Raw genomic sequence first — 21,123 nt, forward strand, 5'->3', positions numbered from 1 at the left:
GGAGACGTATGGAACCCATCGCATCGGGCCGGTTCGCGCCTGCACCCCGCACCTTCGCATTGCGCGGCACCGTTGCCGCACTCATGGGCATCGGCCTGTTGACGAGCGTTTCCGTACGCGCCCAGGACGCCGGCGCCGCCCAGGACGCCAACCAGGCCAGCGGCGCCAACGTCGTGGTCGTCAGCGGCCAGCGCCAGGCGGCGCAGAGCGCGCAGACGATCAAGAAGAACGCCGATCAGGTGCTCGATTCCATCGTCGCCGACGACATCGGTAAATTCCCGGACAAGAACGTCGCCGAGATCCTCGGCCGCGTCACCGGCGTGCAGATCCTGCACAACAACGGCGAAGCCAGCAGCATCGTGATCCGCGGCCTCGGCGGCGTGACCACCTTGATCAACGGCCGCGAAATGTTCACCGCGGCCAGCCGTTCGCTGGTGATGTCCGACGTGCCGGTCTCGATGCTGCAGCGCGTGGACGTGTATAAATCGCAGGGCGCCGACATGGTCGAAGGCGGCACGTCGGGCGTCATCGACGTGCGCACCTTCCGTCCGTTCGACTTCAAGGGCGAGCAGGTCGCCATCAACGCGCGCGCCGAGCACCGCGACAAGGCCGGCAAGACCGACCCGCAGATCGGCGGCCTGTGGTCGAACCGCTGGAAGACCAGCATCGGCGACGTCGGCCTGCTGGGCGGCCTGTCGTATCAGCGCGGCCGCTATTTCGACGAGGCCGCGTGGGCCGGCCAGCCGGCCACGTACACGGCCAACGGCCAGACCGTGCAGGGCGCGGACGGCAACGGCCGCGTGATGACGACGGGCGACCGCAAGCGCCTGGCGGCGAACTTCTCGGCCCAGTGGCGCCCGAACCGCGACATGCAGTTCTATGCCGAAGGCTTCGGCACCAAGATCGACCACGATTCGCAGAGTATCTTCTTCGTCGGCGGCCTGCCGGTGTACAGCCCGGCTTCGACCATCACGACGACCACCGAGGGCGGCAAGAACTACCTGTCCAGCGTCAGCAATCCGAGCGACACGTCGCTGGTGCTGAGCTCGACCCAGGCACGGCGCGACTGGTCGAAGGGCAGCCAGCTGGCTCTCGGCGGCATCTGGGACGCGTCGTCGACGATCCGCCTGTCGTCCGAACTGGTGCGCACGGTGTCGACCTATCGCCAGGAAAACCCGATCCTCGACTCGATCTACACCGCGCCCCACGCGGTCGTCGGCGGCGTGCGTGACGGCGGCGGCTACGTCGATTATCCGGGCACGGACCTGACCGATCCGTCCAAGTGGACCATGATCGCGCTGTACGACAACCACAATCATTCGAACGGCTCGGCCAACGACTGGCGCGGCGACGTGACCTGGACGCCGGAAGATGCCAGCCTGCTGAAGGAACTGAGCGGCGGCGTGCGCTGGGCCCAGCGCGATGCGTCGTATGCGCACGAACTGAACAACTACCGTCCGGCGACGATCACCGGCCAGAACCCGGCCAGCGTCCCCGGCCTGTCGTGTGTCAGCCCGCAGCTGTACGGCAACTACGGCGTGAACCAGTACTACGCTTCGTGCTATGAATACCTGCTGAACAACACGTCCACCGTGCGCCAGGCGATCCTCGGTACGCCGAACGGCCTGCCGGACGATCCGCTGTCGTACTACACGGACCGCGAGACGACGGAAGCTATCTACGGCAAGGCCAAGATCGGCTTCGATGCCTGGAGCGTGCCGGTCGAAGGTACCGTCGGCGTGCGCGTCGTGAACACCAAGCAGAGTGTCAATGGCAACTCGCGTGCCGGTACGGGCGTGGTCACGCCGGTGTCGGTCTCGTCCAGCAACACGGATGTGCTGCCGAGCCTGAACGTGCGCGCCAACTTCCGCGACGACCTGGTCGGCCGCATCGTGGCCGGCAAGGCGATCGAACGCGCCGCGTTCGGCGACTACAACCCGGGCGTCGTGCTCGGTTCCGTCACCACCACCAACGGCAATCCGCCGGGCGGCACCGGCGGCAACCCGAACCTGAAGCCGCAGGAAGCCCGCAACCTGGATGTGGCGCTGGAGTGGTATTTCTCGAAGGACGGTTCGGTGACCGGTACGGCCTTCCAGCACGACTTCAAGAACTACATCCGCCACAAGACGACGACGGAAACGATCAACGGCCAGGCCTACCTGATGGATCGTCCGTACAACACGGACACGGCCAAGCTGTACGGCTTCGAAGGCGCTTACCAGCAGTTCTTCTCCTTCCTGCCGGGCTGGATGAGTGGCCTGGGCGTGCAGGCGAACTTCACCTTCATGAACGGCGGCATGACCGAGCCGGACGGCAGCCGCAACACGTTCCCAGGCATGTCCAAGAAGGCCTATAACCTGGTCGGCCTGTACGAGCGCGCTCCGTGGTCGGCACGCCTGGCCTACAGCTGGCGCGATTCGTTCGTGGACACGTACAACTACCGCGGCCTGGGCATGAACCTGATCGTCGAACCGATCAAGACGCTGGACGCTTCGCTCTCGTACAAGATCACGGACAGCCTGACGGCAACCCTGGACGGCAGCAACCTGCTGGACCAGGCCTACCACGACTACCACGGCACCCCGTTGCTGCCGCGTGACGTGCGTCGTTATGACCGCGTCGTCGGCTTTGCGCTGCGTTGGAAACACTGATCCAGGTTTCTGATCGATAGGCAATAATGAGGGTGCTGCCCGGGGAAACTCCGCGTAGCACCCTGTTCGTTTGGAAGGAAGTCCGCATGCATACCCAGAAACTCTCCACTCTCGAAAAAGTGGGCTTCGGCGCCGGCGACATGGCGCTCAACGTGGTGATCTCGTCGATGATGCTGATCATTACCTTCTTCTACACGGACGTCTATGGACTCAAGACGACCGACCTCGCGCTGCTGTTCGTGCTGGTCAAGTTCGTGGGCGCGTGTTCCGACCTCGTCGTCGGCCAGATGACGGATACGTTCCTGAGCCGCTGGGGCCGCTATCGTCCCTATCTGCTGTTCCTCGCCGTACCCTACGGCCTTTCCGTGTTCGCCGTCTTCAGCACGCCGGACTGGGGCTATGATGCCAAGCTCGTGTGGGCGTATTCCACGTACATCCTGATGACGCTGATGACGTCGGGCGTGGGCGTGCCGTACATTTCGCTGATCAGCGGCCTGACGAGCGATCCGCAGGAGCGCCTGTCCGCCAACGGTTATCGCCTGTTCCTCGCCAAGGTCGGCGCGTTCATGGTGACGATCGTCGTGCCGATCCTCGCGCAGCGCTGGGGCAACGGCAGCCAGGCCGCCGGCTACCAGGCGGCGATGGCCCTGATGGCCCTGCTGGGCGTCGTGCTGTTCCTGTTCACGTTCTTCACGACGACGGAGCGCGTCGTCTACAAGACCCGCCGCCAGCCGTTGCTGGAACAGATCCAGGTGCTGGCGCAGAACGACCAGTGGCTGATCCTGTGCGCCGTCTGCGTGACGGGCACCATCGGCTACGTGATCCGCGGTTCCGTCGCGATCTATTACGCCAAGTATTACCTGCACGGCGACACGGCGACGGTGTCGGCGTTCCTGTCGACGGGCGTCGCGGCCGCCATCATCGCGATGGTCGTGTCCACGTGGGTCACCAAGTTCTATTGCAAGGTCAAACTGTTCCGCTACACCCAGCTGATGGTGGCGGTGCTGTCCGTGATGATTTATTTCATGGTCAAGCCGGGCGACACGGCGCTGGCATTCTTCCTGTACTTCCTGCTGTCGCTCGTCGTCGACCTGCACGCCCCCGTGTTCTGGTCGGCGATCGCCGAGACCATCGACTACGGCCAGGTCAAGACGGGCAAGCGCGTGTCCGGCTTCGCGTTCGGCGGCATCTCGGTCGCGCAAAAGGCCGGCATGGGCATCGCGGGCGGCCTCGTGGGCCTGCTGCTGAATTATTTCCACTACCAGCCGAACCAGGAACAGGGCGCGCTGGCGCTGCACGGCATTGCGCTGATGCTGTCCGTGATTCCGGGGTTCTTCCACTTCCTGATGGGGGCGCTGATGTTCAAGTACCGCATCAGCGATGAGTATTACTCGACCGTCAAGGAAGACCTCCGCGCCAGCGCGTGAAACTTGGGCCCCCGCCCGCGCGGGGGCGACGTATCAAATGTAACCCTCGAGACGACGATGGACACCGTACTGAAACCCCTGATCGAACAACGCGCCGACCCGTACATCTACAGGCACACGGACGGCTATTACTATTTCACCGCCTCGGTCCCGCAATACGACCGCATCGAACTGCGCCGCGCGAAAACGATCGCCGAACTGGCCGCCGCGCCCACCGTCGACGCGTGGATCAAGCCGGATACCGGCCCGTACAGCGAACTGGTCTGGGCGCCGGAACTGCATTTCAACATGGGCGCGTGGTACGTCTACTTCGCCGCCGCGCCGAGCCGCGAGATCAAGGACAAGCTGTTCCAGCACCGCATGTACGCGATCCGCAATACGAACGCGAACCCGCTCGAAGGCACGTGGGAATTCATGGGCCAGGTCGACACGGGCATCGACACGTTCTGCCTGGACGCGACGACCTTCAACCACAACGGCGTGCTGTATTACCTGTGGGCGCAGAAGGACAAGGCGATCGAAGGCAATTCGAACCTGTACATCGCGAAGATGAAGACGCCGTGGCAGATCGAGGGCCAGCCGGTGCTGCTGTCGAAGCCCGAGTACGACTGGGAAATCCGCGGCTTCTGGGTCAACGAGGGCCCGTCCGTCCTACGCCGCAACGGCAAGATCTTCATCTCGTATTCCGCCAGCGCCACCGACGAGAATTACGCGATGGGCCTGCTGTGGGCGGACGAGGATGCGGACCTGCTCGATCCGGCGGCGTGGACAAAGTCGCGCGAGCCCGTGTTCCGTACATGCTACGATCACGGCATCTACGGACCCGGCCACAACAGCTTCACGTATGCTGAAGATGGCGCTACCGTCATGCTCGTCTATCATGCGCGCACCTATACCGAAATCGTCGGCGATCCGCTGTGGAATCCGGACCGCCATACTTTCGTCAAACCGCTGCGCTGGGACGAGAACGGCATGCCGGTATTCGGGCGGCCTTCCACCCTCTGAGGACATAACAACGTGCAAAACGGAATCACCCAGGCGCCGTTCGGGACCTTGCCCGACGGCAGGCAAGTCACCCAGTACACGCTCAAGAACAATAACGGCATGATCGTCAGGATCCTGGATTTCGGCGGGATCATCACCGAGATCCACGTCCCGGACCGCGACGGCGTCTTCGCCGACGTGGCACTGGGCTTCGAGACGCTTGGCCCCTATGTCAAGGACAGCCCGTATTTCGGTGCCCTGATCGGCCGCTACGGCAACCGCATCGGCAAGGGCCGCTTCACGCTCGACGGCAAGGAAGTCCAGCTGACGGTCAACAACGGCAACAACCACCTGCACGGCGGCGATCCGGGCTACGACAAGGTGCTGTGGACGGCCGTCGTCGAAGGCGCGAGCCTCGTCCTGCGCTACGACAGCCCGGACGGCGAGCAGGGCTACCCGGGCAACCTGGTGGCCACGGTCACGTACCAGCTGACGGACGACAACGAGATCGTCGTGCGCTTCCACGCCGTCACCGACCGGCCGACGCCCGTCAACCTCACGCAGCACAGCTATTTCAACCTGGCCGGCGCGGGGCAGGGCGACATCCTCGGCCACGAGATCACGATCGACGCCGATAAATTCGTGCCCATCGACGCCGGATCGATCCCGTTCGGCGAACTGGCCCCGGTGACTGGCACGCCGTTCGACTTCCGCAAGCCGCGCACGATCGGCGAGCGCATCGGCCAGCCGGACAAGCAGCTGCGCCACGGCACCGGCTACGACCACTGCTGGGTGCTGAACAAGCCCCTGGGCGAGCGCGGCCTCAAGCGCGCCGTCCACGTGATCGAACCGACGACGGGCCGCGTGCTCGAATTGTTCACGCAGGAACCGGGCGTGCAGTTCTACAGCGGTAATTTCCTGGACGGGTCGCTGGAGGGCAAGGGCCATCCGTGGATCTTCCGCAGCGGCTTCTGCATCGAGCCCGAGCACTATCCGGATTCGCCCAACCAGCCGTCGTACCCGAACACGATCCTGCGTCCGGGCGACGTGTACGAAACGGAATCGCGCTTCCGCTTTTCCGTGGCGCCGTAATCGAGGAGGCTTCGCATGATGGAACTGGTGGTGGATGGCCGGCATGTGCTGGGCGAGGGAATCATCTGGGACGACCGCGGCGCACGCCTGCTGTGGACCGACATCGAACGCAGCGAGCTGTGGTCGCACGCACCCGCGACGGGCGCGCTGCAGCGCTGGCCGCTGCCGGAGCGTCTCTGTTCGATGGCGCTGACGGAAGTCGACGGCTGCCTGCTGCTGGGCCTCGCGTCCGGCCTCGCGTTCTTCGACCTCGCCAGCGGTGAGCTCGACCGCATCTGCGACGTCGAGGCCGACCTGCCCACCACCCGCCTGAACGACGGCCGCACCGACCGCCAGGGCCGCTTCGTGTTCGGCATGTTCAACCAGGCCGAGAACCCCAAGGACGCCATTGGCGGCTTCTACCGCCTGAACCACGACCTCACGCTGGAGCGCCTGCCGCTGGGCAATGTCGCCATCGCCAACAGCATCTGCTTCAGCCCGGACGGCCGCACCATGTATTACGCGGACTCCGGCACGCGCGAGATCCGCTGCTGCGATTACGATCCCGTCACGGGCGCCATCGCCAATCTGCGCCAGTTCGTGCCGGCCGACGCCGCCCCCGGCGACCCGGACGGTTCGACGATCGATGCCGACGGCTATCTGTGGGGCACGCGCTGGGGTGCCGGCCAGGTCGTGCGTTTCGCGCCGGACGGCAGCGTCGACCGGATATTGACCTTGCCCGCGCCGCAGCCGACCTGCCCGGCATTCGGCGGCGCCGGGCTGGACGTTTTATATGTCACTTCGGCAACGGTCGGGTTACGCGCCGGCCAGCTGGCGGATGCCCCGAAGTCCGGCGGCGTGTTCGCGCAGACCCTGCCGGTACGCGGTTTGACGGAGGTCCGGTTCGCTGGTCGACGCTGATAGCGATAACAGCGATGCCGATATCGATATCGATTGCTGTTAAAAATTGATTGGAAAGTTATCTGATCGGCCTTTAGACTTCCTTCATCGCTGAGCTGGACGACGACATGAGTCGCTCAGCACTACAAAAACGACGGAGGAAGAGCATGTCCGAGACAAAAAAGAAGCCCACCCTGCGTTCTGCAGCGTGGTTCGGTACCCAGGACAAGAACGGCTTCATGTATCGGAGCTGGATGAAGAACCAGGGCATTCCCGATCATGAATTCCAGGGCAAGCCGATCATCGGCATCTGCAACACCTGGTCCGAACTCACGCCCTGCAACGCCCATTTCCGCAAGCTGGCCGAGCACGTCAAGCGCGGCATCCTGGAGGCGGGCGGTTTTCCGGTCGAATTCCCGGTGTTCTCGAACGGCGAATCGAACCTGCGTCCGACCGCCATGCTGACCCGTAACCTGGCCAGCATGGACGTCGAAGAATCCATCCGCGGCAATCCGATGGACGGCGTCGTCCTGCTGGTCGGCTGCGACAAGACCACGCCGGCCCTGCTGATGGGCGCGGCCAGCGTCGACCTGCCGACCATCGTCGTCACCGGCGGCCCGATGTTGAACGGCAAGCTGAACGGCAAGGACATCGGCTCCGGCACCGCCGTCTGGAAATTGCACGAGCAGGCCAAGGGCGGCCAGATCTCGATGCACGACTTCCTCGCCGCCGAAGCGGGTCACGCGCGTTCGGCCGGCACCTGCAACACGATGGGCACCGCGTCGACGATGGCCTGCATGGCCGAATCGCTGGGCACGTCGCTGCCGCACAATGCCGCGATCCCCGCCGTCGACGCGCGCCGCTACGTGCTGGCGCACATGTCCGGCATCCGCATCGTCGAGATGGTCAATGAAGACCTGAAGCTGTCGAAGATCCTCAAGCGCGAGAACTTCGAAAACGCGATCCGCGTGAACGCCGCGATCGGCGGTTCGACCAACGCCGTGATCCACCTGAAGGCGATCGCCGGCCGCGTCGGCGTGCCGCTGGAACTGGAAGACTGGACCGCGGTCGGCAAGGGCACCCCGACGATTGTCGACCTGCAGCCGTCCGGCCGCTTCCTGATGGAAGAGTTTTATTACGCCGGCGGCCTGCCGGGCGTGATCCGCCGCCTGGGCGAACACAACCTGCTGCCGCACAAGGACGCGCTGACCGTCAACGGCAAGACGCTGTGGGAAAACAACCAGGAAGCGCCGATCTACAACGATGAAGTGATCCGCAAGATCGACAACCCGCTGATCGACGACGGCGGCATCTGCATCCTGCGCGGCAACCTGTCGCCGCGCGGCGCCGTGCTGAAGCCGTCGGCCGCGTCGCCTCACCTGATGCAGCACCGCGGCAAGGCGGTCGTGTTCGAAGACTTCGACCACTACAAGCAGCGCATCAACGATCCGGACCTGGACGTCGACGAGAACTCGATCCTGGTGATGAAGAACTGCGGTCCGAAGGGCTACCCGGGCATGGCCGAAGTGGGCAACATGGGCCTGCCGCCGAAGCTGCTGGCGAAGGGCATCACCGACATGGTGCGCATCTCGGACGCGCGCATGAGCGGCACCGCCTACGGCACCGTCGTGCTGCACGTGGCGCCGGAAGCGATGGCCGGCGGCCCGCTGGGCATCGTCAAGGACGGCGACTTCATCGAACTCGATTGCAAGGGCGGCCGCCTGCACCTGGACGTGTCGGACGACGAGATCCAGGCCCGCCTGGCGGACCGCGCCGAGAGCCAGAAGGAGCCGCCGCGCACCGGTTACGCGGGCCTGTACCTGGACCACGTGCTGCAGGCCGACGAAGGCTGCGATTTCGACTTCCTCGTCGGTTGCCGCGGCTCGGCCGTGCCCAAGCATTCCCATTAATGTCGGCATTCGCGTGGACACGGGACGCCCGCCCTGCGTTGGGTGGGCACCCCTTGCCCACGCGTTTGACCATATGAACACCCGCGCATCGCGCCTCGGAGACATCTGACCATGCTGCTCATCCAATACAAATCCGCCACCGGCGACCGCCGCGTCGGCATCCTGAACGGCGACGTCGTCACCGCGATCACCGGCTACGGCTCGACGCTGGAGCTGGCGCAAGCCGCCATCGCCCAGGGCCAGGGCCTCGCCGCGCTGGCCGCCGCCTCCGCCACCGGCGTCAACGAATCCTACGAAGCGATCGCCAGCGAAGGCCGCTTGCTGGCGCCGCTCGACCACCCGGATGCGGCCCACTGCTACGTCACCGGCACGGGCCTCACGCACCTGGGCAGCGCCGACGCGCGCGACGCCATGCACAAGAAGATCGGCGGCGACGTCGAATCCCTGTCCGACTCCATGAAGATGTTCCGCATGGGCGTCGAAGGCGGCAGGCCGGAAGCGGGCAAGGCCGGCGTGCAGCCGGAATGGTTTTATAAAGGCGACGGCTCGATCGTGCGCGCCGGCGGCCAGGACATGGAGATGCCGGACTTTTCGCTGGACGGCGGCGAGGAACCGGAGATCGCCGGCCTGTACGTGATCGGCAACGACGGCCAGCCGTACCGCGTCGGTTACGCACTGGGCAACGAATTCTCGGACCACGTGACGGAACGCCAGAACTACCTGTACCTCGCGCACTCCAAGCTGCGCAACTGCGGCGTCGGTCCGGCGCTGCTCGTCGGCGAACTGCCGGCGCACGTGCAGGGCGTCTCGCGCATCCGCGCGGCGGACGGCTCCGTGCGTTGGGAAAAGGCCTTCGTGTCGGGCGAACAGAACATGTCGCACACGATCGGCAACCTGGAATACCACCACTTCAAGTACGGCCTGTTCAACCGCCCGGGCGACGTGCACATCCACTTCTTCGGCACCGCCACGCTGAGCTTCGCGGACAGCGTGAACGTGCAGGCCGGCGAAACGTTCGAGATCGAATCGCCGCAATTCGGCCCGGCCCTGCGCAACAAGCTGGCTGTCCATCCGACTCAATTTGCGAAAGTGAAGACCTTATGACCGACGTGACCACCGCACAAATCACGGGCGAAGCCCTCATCGGCGGCGTCGCCCGGCGCGGCGCCGGCGGCTCGTTCAAGGCGTGGAACCCGTCCGCGCGCGAGCACCTGGAACCCGCTTTCCACATGGTCGACATCGCCCAGATCGACGAGGCCTGCAGCCTGGCCGGCAAGGCGTTCGACGTCTTCCGCAACACGACCGACGAAGCGCGCGCCGCGTTCCTCGATACCGTCGCCGACCAGATCATGGCCCTCGGCGATGCGCTGGTCGAGCGCGCGATGCTCGAGACCGGCCTGCCGCGCGGCCGCATCGAGGGCGAGCGCGCCCGTACCTGCAACCAGCTGAAACTGTTCGGCACCCTGCTGCGCGAAGGCTCGTGGCAGGACCCGCGCATCGACCCGGCGCTGCCGCAGCGCACGCCGCCGCGTCCGGACCTGCGCAGCCGCCTGATCGGCGTCGGTCCCGTCGCCGTGTTCGCCGCATCGAACTTCCCGCTCGCGTTCTCCGTCGCCGGCGGCGACACCGCGTCCGCCTTCGCGGCCGGCTGCCCCGTCGTCCTGAAGGCCCACTCGGCCCACCCCGGCACGTCGGAACTCGTGGCGCGCGCCGTCGCCCGCGCCGTCGAACTGTGCGGCCTGCCGGCCGGCACGTTCGCGCTGCTGACCGGCACCGGCAACGGCATCGGCCAGGCGCTCGTCGCGCATCCGGCCATCCAGGCCGTCGGCTTCACCGGTTCGCGTTCCGGCGGCACCGCGCTGATGGCCGTCGCCGCGGGGCGCCAGCAGCCGATCCCGGTCTATGCCGAGATGAGCAGCATCAATCCGGTGTTCCTGCTGCCCGTCGCGCTGGAACAGCACGCCGAGCGCATCGGCCGCGAATTCGCCGCCTCGCTCACGCTGGGTGTCGGCCAGTTCTGCACCAACCCCGGCCTCGTGCTGGCGATCGACGGTCCGGGCCTGTCCACGTTCTGCGCCGCCGCCACGGCAGCGCTGAACGACACCCAGCCGGCTACCATGCTGTCGGCCGGTATCGCATCGAGCTTCCGCCGCGGCGTCGCCGCGCTGGGCAGCAACGAAGCGGTGAGCACGCTGCTGCGCCTCGAGCACGAAGACAACCAGGGCCACGCCGCGCTGTTCCGCGTCGAAGCGGACGCGTTCCTGGCCCGCAAGGAGCTGCACGAAGAAGTGTTCGGCCCGGCCTCGCTGCTGGTCGTGTGCAAGGACGTCGAGCAGATGCGCGCCATCGTCGAGCACCTGGAAGGCCAGCTGACCGCCGCGATCCACCTGGAAGAGGGCGATATCGAGGCGGCGCAGGTGCTGCTGCCGACGCTGGAGCGCAAGGTCGGCCGCATCCTGGCCAATGGCTTCGGCACCGGCGTGGAAGTGGCGCACGCGATGGTGCACGGCGGTCCGTTCCCGGCCACGGCCGACGGCCGCAGCACGTCGGTGGGCACGGGCGCGATCTTCCGCTTCCTGCGCCCCGTGGCGTACCAGAACCTGCCGCAGGCGCTGCTGCCGGCGGTGCTGCGCGACGAAAACCCGCGCGGCATCTGGCGCCGCCGCGACGGCGCGCTGGGCAAGGACTGACACGCCAACACGCCGCGAACGTCACGCGAGCGGCGACAGTAGGGTGGGCACCACGTGCCCACGCGTTACGCTTAGAATAAGATGAGGAGACGACGATGGGGACTTTAGCCAAGTACGGCAGCCTGGACGGCAAGCGGGTATTCGTGACGGGCGGCGGCAGCGGGATCGGCGAAGCGATCGTGGCTGCGCTGGTGGAACAGGGCGCGCTGGTGGGCTTTGTCGACATCATGCGCGACGCCAGCGAGGCGCTGGTCCAGCGGCTGGCGCAGGCCGGCCACAAGGCGCCGATCTACCGCTACTGCGACATCACCGACATCGCCAGCCTGCAGGCCGTGATGGCCGAGATGGCCGCCAAGCTGGGCGACTTCGACGTCATCGTCAACAACGCCGCCAACGACCAGCGCCACCAGATCGGCGAGGTCTCGGTCGAGTACTGGGATGAGCGCATCGCCATCAACCAGCGTCCGATGTTCTTCACCGTGCAGGCCGCGCTGGAAGGCATGAAGCGCCGCGGCGGCGGTTCGGTCATCAACTTCAGTTCGATGTCATGGCATGCCAAGAACCCGAACTACCCGATCTACGCGACGACGAAGGCGTCCGTCATCGGCCTCACGCGCTGCCTGGCGCGCGACCTGGGCAAGTTCAACGTCCGCGTCAACACGGTCACGCCGGGCTGGGTGATGACCCAGCGCCAGATTGACCTGTGGCTGGACGAAGCGGGCGAAGCCGAGATCGCGCGTTCGCAATGCCTGCCGGGCAAGCTGATGCCCGAGGATATCGCCGCGATGGTGCTGTTCCTGTCCGCCGACGACAGCAAGATGTGCACGGGGCAGGAATTCATCGTGGATGCCGGCTGGGTGTGACGCGCCTGCCGCGTTTTTCCCGCTAGCCCGAACACCGTCGTTCCCGCGGAGGCGGGAACCCAAGCATTGTCGCAGGATTCGCACAACTTGGACCCCGCCCGCGCGGGGACGACGGATCGAAGGATATCTGCCGCACACGCGGCATTTGCCATTCTGCTCGTCATTAACACAACCACCCAACGACCAAAACAAACGGAGACCACATGAAGGCATTCCAACCCACCGTCCTCGCCCTCGCGCTCGGCCTTGCCGGCGCATTCTGCGCAAGCGCCGCATTCGCACAAGTCAACGTCACCGTCGACGCGGCCAAGCCGGGCGCGGTGATCGACAAGGACGTCTACGGCCAGTTCGCCGAACACCTCGGCACTGGCATCTACGGCGGCCTGTGGGTCGGTCCGGATTCGAAGATCCCGAATACGCGCGGCTGGCGCAACGACGTGGTCGGCGCCCTGAAAGCCATGCACGTGCCGCTGGTGCGCTGGCCGGGCGGCTGCTTCGCCGACGAGTACCACTGGCGCGAAGGCATCGGCCCGCGCAGCAAGCGTCCGGTGAAGGTCAACACGAACTGGGGCGGCGTGCCGGAATCGAACGCGGTGGGTACGCATGAATTCTTCGACCTCGTCGAGATGCTGGGCGCGGACGCCTACGTCAACGGCAACCTGGGCACCGGCACCCCGCAGGAAGCGGCCGAGTGGATCGAGTACATGACGTCGGAAGGCAAGTCGTCGCTGGCCGAACTGCGCGCGAAGAACGGCCACCCGGCGCCGTTCAAGGTGGCCTATTTCGCCATCGGCAACGAGTCGTGGGGCTGCGGCGGCAATATGCGTCCGGAGTACTACGCCGACCTGTACCGCCAGTGGAACACCTTCCTGAAGGCGCCGCAGCACCTGCGTCCGAAGATGATCGCCAGCGGCGGCACCGCCGACGACACCACCTGGACCGACATCCTCTCGCGCGACCTGAAAGGCCGCACGGACGGCATCAGCTTCCACTACTACACGCTGCCGACCGGCGACTGGCACCACAAGGGCGCCGCCACCGGCTTCCCGGAATCGGAATGGTTCTCGACCATGAGCCAGACCCTGCGCATGGAAGACTTCGTGCGCAAGAACGTGGCCATCCTCGACAAGAACGACCCGGAGAAGAAGATCGGCTTCGACGTGGACGAGTGGGGCACCTGGTACGACGTCGAGAAGGGCACCAACCCGGGCTTCCTGTTCCAGCGGAATACGATCCGCGACGCCGTCGTGGCCGCGCTCAACTTCAACATCTTCCATGCCCACGCCGACCGCGTGCGCATGACGAACATCGCGCAGATGGTCAACGTGCTGCAGGCCATGATCATCACCGACAACGACAAGATGCTGCTGACGCCGACGTACTACGCATTCAAGATGTACGTGCCGTTCCAGGACGCGACCTCGCTGCCGGTCACGCTGTCGAACAACACGACCTACGGCTCGAACGGCCAGGGCGTGCCGGGCATCAGCGCCTCCGCGGCCAAGGCCAAGGACGGCAAGACCTATGTCGCGCTGGTCAACACCAACCCGCACGACGCCACCGACGTCGTCCTGAACGTGGCCGGCCAGAACGTCGGCGCCGTGCGCGGCCAGCTGCTGACCGCCGATTCGATGGACGCCCACAACACCTTCGAGCACAAGGACGCCGTCAAGCCGGTGCCGTTCAGCGCCAACGCCAGCGGCGGCAAGCTGACGATCAAGGTGCCGGCCAAGTCGGTGCTGGTCGTGGCTGTCGAAGGCTGATCGATGGCGCACGCATTGACTCCGCGTGCGCTGGCCGTGGCGGCCGCACTCGTCCTCGCCGGATGCGGCGGGGGCGGGGGCGGCGGCGGCGCTGCCGCGCCGGTGACCGCGCCGGTCGCCGCCACGCCGTCGACGCCAGCCACGACGCCAGCCCCGACCACGACCGACACGCCGGCCCAGGCCGCGATCACGTTCGCCAACGTGTCCGTGCACGACCCGGCCGTCATCAAGGTGGGCGACACGTGGTACGCGTTCGGCTCGCACCTGGCGGCCGCCAAGACGACGGACCTGATGAACTGGACGAAGATCGCCGACGGCGTCACCGACAGCAACCCGCTGTTCGCGAAGGTGACGACGGCGCTGGCCGACACGTTCGCATGGGCCCAGGTCACGGACCTGTGGGCGCCGGATGTCATCCAGCTGGGTGACGGCAAGTTCTACATGTACTACGATGCCTGCAAGGGCGATTCGCCGCGCTCCGCGCTGGGCGTGGCCGTCGCCGACAAGATCGAAGGCCCGTACGTCAACAAGGCGGTGTTCCTCAAGTCCGGCATGTGGGGCGAGGTCAGTCCCGACGGCACCGTCTACGACGCGCTGAAGCATCCGAACGTCGTGGACCCGAACACGTTCCGCGACGCGGCCGGCAAGCTGTGGATGATCTACGGTTCCTACTCGGGCGGCATCTTCATCATGGCGATGGACCCCGCCACCGGCCTGCCGGTCGCGGGCCAGGGCTACGGCAAGCACCTCATGGGCGGCAATCATGCGCGCATCGAGGGCGCCTACGTGATGTACAGCCCGCAGACGAAGTACTACTACCTGTTCACGTCGTTCGGCGGACTCGATGCGAACGGCGGCTACAACATGCGCGTGGCGCGCGCGACCAACCCGGACGGTCCGTACCTCGACGCCACCGGCAAGGACATGGCCGATGTGAAGGCCGATTCGACCAAGCCCCTGTTCGACGACGTCAGCATCGCGCCGTACGGCCAGAAGCTGGTCGGCAACTACCAGTTCGCGCTGGCGAGCGGGGAGACCGGAACGCCGGTCGGCTACGTCTCGCCCGGCCACAACTCGGCGCGCTACGAAGCGGCGACGAACCAGTACTTCCTGATCTTCCACACCCGCTTCCCGGGCCAGGGCGAATACCACGAAGTGCGCGTGCACGAGATGTTCATCAACGACGACGGTTGGCCGGTGGCGGCGCCGCTGCGCTACGTGCCGCTGTCGAAGAGCGCGACGACGGTCTCCCCGACCGTCACCAGCGCGGACACGGCCGGCGCGTACAAGATGGTCAACCACGGCAAGGACATCTCGGCCACGGTCAAGCCGTCGGTCGCGATCCGGCTCGACGCCAACGGCACGGTGACCGGCGCAGGATCGGGCAACACCGGCGGCACCTGGACGCACAAGGGCAACAACAACGTCGCGATCGTGATCGACGGCGTCACGTACAGCGGCGTGCTGTCGCGCCAGTGGAACCCGAACGCGAACGCCTTCGCGGTGACGTTCACGGCGCAGTCGAAGGCCGGCGTGTCGCTGTGGGGCATCCGCACCGGCTCGTAATCGAAAGGATGAAGCATGCGTAAAGCGACGAAAATCGCGGCCGCACTCGGCGCCGGCGTGGTGGCGCTGGCCGCCGCGCTGACGGCGCAGGCGTCCCAGGTCGGCGTGCACGACCCGGTGATGGCCAGGGACGGCAACACGTACTACCTGTACAGCACGGGCCCCGGCATCACGTTCTATTCGTCGTCCGACATGCTGCACTGGAAGCCGGAAGGCCGCGTGTTCGCGGGCGCGCCGACGTGGGCGAAACGTGCGGCGCCGACGTTCAACGACCATATCTGGGCCCCGGACATCCACAAGCACAACGGCCGTTGGCTGCTGTACTACTCGGTGTCCGGCTTCGGCAAGAACACGTCGGGCATCGGCGTGACGACCAATGCCACGCTCGACCCGCGCGCGCCGGACTACCGCTGGGACGACCAGGGCATGGTCGTGCAGTCGGTGCCGGGCCGCGACATGTGGAATGCCATCGACCCGAACGTCGTCGAGGACGACAAGGGGCAGGGCTGGATGACCTTCGGTTCGTTCTGGGGCGGCATCAAGCTCGTGAAACTGGACGACAGCTGGACGAAGGTCGCCGAGCCGCAGGAATGGCATACGATCGCGCGTCGCGAGCGGCCCGCGTTCACGCCGGACGAGCAGGCGGCGCCGGCCGAGATCGAAGGGCCGTTCATCTTCAAGAAGAACGGCTATTATTACCTGTTCGTGTCGTGGGGCCTGTGCTGCCAGGGGCCGAAGAGCACCTACCACGTCGTGGTCGGCCGCGCGCGCGACGTCGCCGGACCGTACCTCGACCGCCAGGGCAAGGACATGGCGCAGGGCGGCGGCTCGCTCGTGATCCAGGGCGACAAGGACTGGAAGGCGCTGGGCCACAACAGCGCCTACACCTTCGACGGCAAGGATTATCTCGTGCTGCACGCGTACGAGACGGCGGATCACTACAGGCAGAAGCTGAAGGTGATGGACATCCGCTGGGACAAGGACGGCTGGCCGACGGTCGATCCGAAAGACCTCAACAAATACGTGAGCGAAGAAGTCAAATGAAGCTTACCCGCATCGCCGCACTGCTCCTCGCCCTGGGCGCCACGACATCCCAAGCCGCCGACCTGTTCCCGCTGCAGGACGTGCGCCTGGGCGCGAGCCCCTTCCTCGACGCCCAGGCCACGGACCTGAACTACCTGATGGCCATGGAGCCGGACCGCCTGCTGGCGCCGTTCCTGCGCGAAGCGGGCCTCACGCCCAAGCAGCCCAGCTACGGCAACTGGGAATCGTCCGGCCTGGACGGCCACATGGGCGGCCACTACCTGTCGGCGCTGGCGCTGATGTACGCGTCGACCGGCGATGCGGAGGTCAAGCGGCGCCTGGATTACTTCGTCGCGGAGCTGAAGCGCGCGCAGGCGGCCAACGGCGACGGCTACCTGGGCGGCATCCCGGGCGGCCGCGCCGCGTGGCGCGACGTCGCCGCGGGCAAGCTCCATGCCGATAACTTTTCCGTCAACGGCAAATGGGTCCCGTGGTACAACCTGCACAAGATCTTCGCCGGCCTGCGCGACGCGTACCGCTACGCCGGCAACGAGGATGCGAAGGCGATGCTGGTCGCCCTGTCCGACTGGGCCCTGCGGTTGACCGGCCATCTCACGGACGAGCAGATGCAGCAGATGCTCAGGGCCGAGCAGGGCGGCATGAACGAGGTGCTGGCCGACGTCGCCCAGATGACCGGCGACAGCAAATACATGGACCTGGCGCTGCGCTTCTCGCACCAGGCGCTCCTGCAGCCGCTGGAAAAGCACGAGGACAAGCTCACGGGCCTGCACGCCAACACGCAGATCCCCAAGGTCATCGGCTTCAAGCGCATCGGCGACCTCACGGGCCGCAAGGACATGGCGGACGCCGCCGCGTTCTTCTGGGAGACCGTCGTCGACCACCGCACCGTGGCCATCGGCGGCAACAGCGTCAAGGAGCACTTCCATGACGACAAGGACTTCAGCCCGATGATCGAGGAGGTCGAGGGGCCGGAGACCTGCAACACCTACAACATGCTGAAGCTGACCGAGATGCTGTTCGCGACCTCGGACAACGCCGGCTATGCGGACTACTACGAGCGCGCGCTGTACAACCACATCCTCGCGTCGGAGCGTCCGGGCACGGGCGGCTTCGTCTACTTCACGCCGATGCGTCCGAACCACTACCGCGTGTATTCGCAGGTGGACAAGGCCATGTGGTGCTGCGTGGGCTCCGGCATCGAGAGCCACGCGAAGTACGGCGAATTCATCTACGCGCACGAAGAGAAGGGCGGCAACGCGGCGCTGTTCGTGAACCTGTTCATCCCGTCGACGCTGAACTGGCGCGAGAAGAACGTGCGCATCACGCAGGCGAACGACTTCCCGGACCAGGCCAGCACGCGCATCACCGTCGACGGCGATGCGAAGTTCGCGCTGAAGATCCGCTATCCGGCCTGGGTCGCGCCGGGCAAGCTCGCGGTGAAGGTGAACGGCAAGCGCGTGAAAGTCGATGCGCAGCCGGGCAGCTACGTGAACATCGAGCGCGCGTGGAAGACGGGCGACCGCGTCGACGTCAGCTTGCCGATGGCGATGCATCTCGAGCAGATGCCGGACAAGTCGAATTACTACGCGGTGCTGTACGGCCCCGTCGTGCTGGCCGCGAAGACGAACCCGTTCCCGACGGAGCACCTGGACTTCTTCGCGGACGATTCGCGCATGGGCCACATCCCGTCGGGCCAGGTCTGCCCGCTGGAGGCCGCGCCGACCTTCGTCGCGGACAGCCGCGATTTCACGCGCCGCTTCAAACCGGTGAAAGGCAAGCCGCTGACGTTCACGGCGCCGGGCGTCGTGCAGGGCGGGGCGGGATCGTCGACCGAGTTCATTCCCTTCTTCCGCCTGCACGACTCGCGCTACATGATCTACTGGCAGCAGAGCACCCCGGGCGAGTACGCGCGCATGAAGCTGGACGACGCCGCCAAGGAATCCGAGCGGCTGGCACTGGACGCGCAGACCGTCGACCAGGTGGCGCCGGGCGAGCAGCAGCCGGAATCGGACCACGGCTTCAAGGGCGAGGGCGCGGATGCGGGCCTCAACAACGGCCGCCACTGGCGCCATGCGAGCAAGTGGTTCAGCTACCAGTTGAACGATCCGAAGCACGAGGCGAAGCTGCTGCGCCTCACGTTCGCGCGCGCCGACGCGGGCCGCAAGTTCGACATCGTCGTCGACGGCCAGCGCATCGCCGAAGTCGAACTGGCGGCCGGCGAGGCGCAGGAATTCTATACGCGCGACTTCGCATTGCCGCCCGCGCTCGTGCAGGGCGCGAACGGCAAGCTGGAAGTGAAATTCGTCGCGAAGGAAGGGTCGATGGCGGGTGGCCTGTATGGACTGCGATTATTACGTTGACCTAAAAACCGTCATTCCCGCGAAGGCGGGAACCCAACTGTTGCACGCCTTGTGTTGACGCGTGCAACTTGGGTCCCCGCCTGCGCGGGGACGACGTTTTTACGTCGCGTATCGAATGACACGACGCCTGCGCGGTGCCCGCGCCCGCGCGTCCGGGCATGGCCGTGATCCCGAAATGGATATGGATTCCGCCAAAATTACGTTGACCTAAAAACCGTCATTCCCGCGCAGGCGGGAACCCAAGTGTTGCACGCCTTGTGTTGACGCGTGCAACTTGGGTCCCCGCCTGCGCGGGGACGACGTTTTTACGTCGCGTATCGAATGACACGACGCCTGCGCGGTGCCCGCGCCCGCGCCCGCGCCCGCGCGTCCGGGCATGGCCGTGATCCCGAAATGGATATGGATTCCGCCAAAATTACGTTGACTTAAAAACCGTCATTCCCGCGCAGGCGGGAACCCAAGTGCTGCACGCCTTGTGTTGACGCGTGCAACTTGGGTCCCCGCCTGCGCGGGGACGACGTTTTTACGCCGCGTATCGAATGACACGACGCCTGCGCGGTGCCCGCGCCCGCGCCCGCGCGTCCGGGCATGGCCGTGATCCCGAAATGGATATGGATTCCGCCAAAATTACGTTGACCTAAAAACCGTCATTCCCGCGCAGGCGGGAACCCAAGTGCTGCACGCCTTGTGTTGACGCGTGCAACTTGGGTCCCCGCCTGCGCGGGGACGACGTTTTTACGCCGCGTATCGAATGACGCGACGCCCTGCGCCGTGCCCATGCCCGTGTCCTGCGCCGTGCCGCGCCCGCGCCCGCGCGTTCGGGCATGCGGCCGGGATACCGAAATGGATATGGATTCCGTCAAAAAAATGATTGGATGAATATGTCACTTCTGTCATAGTATCCATGCACAACAATTCCGGAGACAAAGTGATGACCGTCACCCGTAGAACCCTCCTGGGCGTTGCCGCCGCTGTCGCGTGCGCAACCGCCATCCCGGCATTTGCCGCCAAACCCCTCACGATCGGCTTCTCGCAGGTCGGCGCCGAAAGCGAGTGGCGCACGGCGAATACCGCCTCGATCAAGGACGCCGCCAAGAAGGCCGGCGTCACCCTCAAGTTCGCCGACGCCCAGCAGCAACAGCAGAACCAGGTCAAGGCCATCCGTTCCTTCATCGCCCAGCGTGTCAACGTGATTGCGTTCTCGCCGGTCGTGGAGACCGGTTGGGAGACCGTGCTGCGCGAAGCGAAGAACGCGAAGATCCCCGTGATCCTGACCGACCGCGCCGTGAAGGTCAGCGACCCGTCGCTGTACGTCAGCTTCATCGGTTCCGACTTCGTGGAAGAGGGCCGCCGCGCCGGACGCTGGCTGCTCGACTATGACAAGAAGATCGGCGGCAAGCCGCTCAACATCGTCGAGCTGCAGGGCACGACCGGTGCCGCGCCGGCGCTGGACCGCAAGGCCGGTTTCGCCGAAGTCATCGCGGCGAATCCGAAGCTGAAGATCATCCGTTCGCAGACGGGCGATTTCACCCGCGCCAAGGGCAAGGAAGTGATGGAAGCCTTCCTGAAGTCCGAAGGCAAGAACATCAACGTGCTGTACGCGCACAACGACGACATGGCCATCGGCGCGATCCAGGCGATCGAGGAAGCCGGCCTGAAGCCTGGCAAGGACATCATCATCATTTCGATCGACGGTGTGAAAGGCGCGTTCGAGGCGATGAAGGCCGGGAAGCTGAACGTGACGGTCGAGTGCAATCCGCTGCTCGGACCGACCCTGATCCAGACGGCGCAGGACGTCGTGGCCGGCAAGCCGGTCCCGAAACGCATCGTCGTGAACGAGGGCGTGTTCCCGGCTGAGGTGGCGGCGAAGGAACTCCCGAACCGTAAGTATTGA

Annotated in this window: 14 protein-coding genes; all 14 read left to right on the forward strand. The window is 65.7% G+C overall.

Translation table 11 applies throughout. The features are described from left to right. Positions 1–8 precede the first annotated feature (8 nt). Positions 9–2,651: a TonB-dependent receptor gene (locus tag ACEN9Q_RS03485; protein WP_495627387.1), complete on the forward strand. Its 2,643-nt coding sequence runs from the start codon at positions 9–11 to the stop codon at positions 2,649–2,651. Positions 2,652–2,737: 86 nt separating this feature from the next. Then, positions 2,738–4,078: an MFS transporter gene (locus tag ACEN9Q_RS03490; RefSeq protein ID WP_495627388.1), complete on the forward strand. Its 1,341-nt coding sequence runs from the start codon at positions 2,738–2,740 to the stop codon at positions 4,076–4,078. A gap of 57 nt (positions 4,079–4,135) precedes the next feature. Further along, the gene (locus ACEN9Q_RS03495) at positions 4,136–5,083 is read left to right on the forward strand and encodes a glycoside hydrolase family 43 protein (protein ID WP_495627389.1); all 948 of its coding nucleotides are present in this window, start codon (positions 4,136–4,138) and stop codon (positions 5,081–5,083) included. Positions 5,084–5,095: 12 nt separating this feature from the next. Further along, complete coding sequence (locus ACEN9Q_RS03500; RefSeq protein ID WP_495627390.1) at positions 5,096–6,154, forward strand: aldose epimerase family protein; 1,059 nt, start codon at positions 5,096–5,098, stop codon at positions 6,152–6,154. Between the two features lie 15 nt (positions 6,155–6,169). Then, the gene (locus ACEN9Q_RS03505) at positions 6,170–7,054 is read left to right on the forward strand and encodes an SMP-30/gluconolactonase/LRE family protein (protein WP_495627391.1); all 885 of its coding nucleotides are present in this window, start codon (positions 6,170–6,172) and stop codon (positions 7,052–7,054) included. Positions 7,055–7,200: 146 nt separating this feature from the next. After that, positions 7,201–8,943: an IlvD/Edd family dehydratase gene (locus tag ACEN9Q_RS03510; protein WP_495627392.1), complete on the forward strand. Its 1,743-nt coding sequence runs from the start codon at positions 7,201–7,203 to the stop codon at positions 8,941–8,943. A gap of 111 nt (positions 8,944–9,054) precedes the next feature. Next, positions 9,055–10,047, forward strand: a complete 993-nt coding sequence (gene araD1 / locus ACEN9Q_RS03515) for an AraD1 family protein (protein ID WP_495627393.1) — start codon at positions 9,055–9,057, stop codon at positions 10,045–10,047. After that, the gene (locus tag ACEN9Q_RS03520; protein WP_056439513.1) at positions 10,044–11,633 is read left to right on the forward strand and encodes an aldehyde dehydrogenase (NADP(+)); all 1,590 of its coding nucleotides are present in this window, start codon (positions 10,044–10,046) and stop codon (positions 11,631–11,633) included. The genes araD1 and ACEN9Q_RS03520 overlap by 4 nt, the downstream gene beginning before the upstream one ends. 95 nt (positions 11,634–11,728) lie before the next feature. Further along, on the forward strand, positions 11,729–12,496 hold the full coding sequence (locus tag ACEN9Q_RS03525) for an SDR family NAD(P)-dependent oxidoreductase (RefSeq protein ID WP_056439516.1): 768 nt from the start codon (positions 11,729–11,731) through the stop codon (positions 12,494–12,496). 203 nt (positions 12,497–12,699) lie between these two features. Further along, positions 12,700–14,259 carry an alpha-N-arabinofuranosidase gene (locus tag ACEN9Q_RS03530; protein ID WP_495627394.1) on the forward strand — a complete coding sequence of 520 codons (1,560 nt, stop codon included), beginning with the start codon at positions 12,700–12,702 and terminating at the stop codon, positions 14,257–14,259. Between the two features lie 3 nt (positions 14,260–14,262). After that, the gene (locus ACEN9Q_RS03535; protein WP_495627395.1) at positions 14,263–15,825 is read left to right on the forward strand and encodes a glycoside hydrolase family 43 protein; all 1,563 of its coding nucleotides are present in this window, start codon (positions 14,263–14,265) and stop codon (positions 15,823–15,825) included. A gap of 15 nt (positions 15,826–15,840) precedes the next feature. Further along, a complete protein-coding gene (locus ACEN9Q_RS03540) occupies positions 15,841–16,869 on the forward strand; it encodes an arabinan endo-1,5-alpha-L-arabinosidase (RefSeq protein WP_495627396.1) in 1,029 nt (342 codons plus the stop codon). Further along, positions 16,866–19,229: a beta-L-arabinofuranosidase domain-containing protein gene (locus ACEN9Q_RS03545; protein WP_495627397.1), complete on the forward strand. Its 2,364-nt coding sequence runs from the start codon at positions 16,866–16,868 to the stop codon at positions 19,227–19,229. Before ACEN9Q_RS03540 ends, ACEN9Q_RS03545 begins: the two co-directional genes overlap by 4 nt. Before the next feature lie 931 nt (positions 19,230–20,160). Next, positions 20,161–21,123, forward strand: coding sequence for an ABC transporter substrate-binding protein (locus tag ACEN9Q_RS03550; protein ID WP_056439712.1), 963 nt, complete (start codon positions 20,161–20,163; stop codon positions 21,121–21,123).

It is taken from the genome of Massilia sp. Masssp93 (genome assembly GCF_059491295.1).

Bases quoted from the DNA above. Each gene is read 5' to 3' on its own strand.
- ACEN9Q_RS03485 (WP_495627387.1), top strand. From the start codon at position 9: ATGGAACCCATCGCATCGGGCCGGTTCGCGCCTGCACCCCGCACCTTC.
- ACEN9Q_RS03490 (WP_495627388.1), top strand. From the start codon at position 2,738: ATGCATACCCAGAAACTCTCCACTCTCGAAAAAGTGGGCTTCGGCGCC.
- ACEN9Q_RS03495 (WP_495627389.1), top strand. From the start codon at position 4,136: ATGGACACCGTACTGAAACCCCTGATCGAACAACGCGCCGACCCGTAC.
- ACEN9Q_RS03505 (WP_495627391.1), top strand. From the start codon at position 6,170: ATGATGGAACTGGTGGTGGATGGCCGGCATGTGCTGGGCGAGGGAATC.
- ACEN9Q_RS03510 (WP_495627392.1), top strand. From the start codon at position 7,201: ATGTCCGAGACAAAAAAGAAGCCCACCCTGCGTTCTGCAGCGTGGTTC.
- araD1 (WP_495627393.1), top strand. From the start codon at position 9,055: ATGCTGCTCATCCAATACAAATCCGCCACCGGCGACCGCCGCGTCGGC.
- ACEN9Q_RS03520 (WP_056439513.1), top strand. From the start codon at position 10,044: ATGACCGACGTGACCACCGCACAAATCACGGGCGAAGCCCTCATCGGC.
- ACEN9Q_RS03525 (WP_056439516.1), top strand. From the start codon at position 11,729: ATGGGGACTTTAGCCAAGTACGGCAGCCTGGACGGCAAGCGGGTATTC.
- ACEN9Q_RS03530 (WP_495627394.1), top strand. From the start codon at position 12,700: ATGAAGGCATTCCAACCCACCGTCCTCGCCCTCGCGCTCGGCCTTGCC.
- ACEN9Q_RS03535 (WP_495627395.1), top strand. From the start codon at position 14,263: ATGGCGCACGCATTGACTCCGCGTGCGCTGGCCGTGGCGGCCGCACTC.
- ACEN9Q_RS03540 (WP_495627396.1), top strand. From the start codon at position 15,841: ATGCGTAAAGCGACGAAAATCGCGGCCGCACTCGGCGCCGGCGTGGTG.
- ACEN9Q_RS03545 (WP_495627397.1), top strand. From the start codon at position 16,866: ATGAAGCTTACCCGCATCGCCGCACTGCTCCTCGCCCTGGGCGCCACG.
- ACEN9Q_RS03550 (WP_056439712.1), top strand. From the start codon at position 20,161: ATGACCGTCACCCGTAGAACCCTCCTGGGCGTTGCCGCCGCTGTCGCG.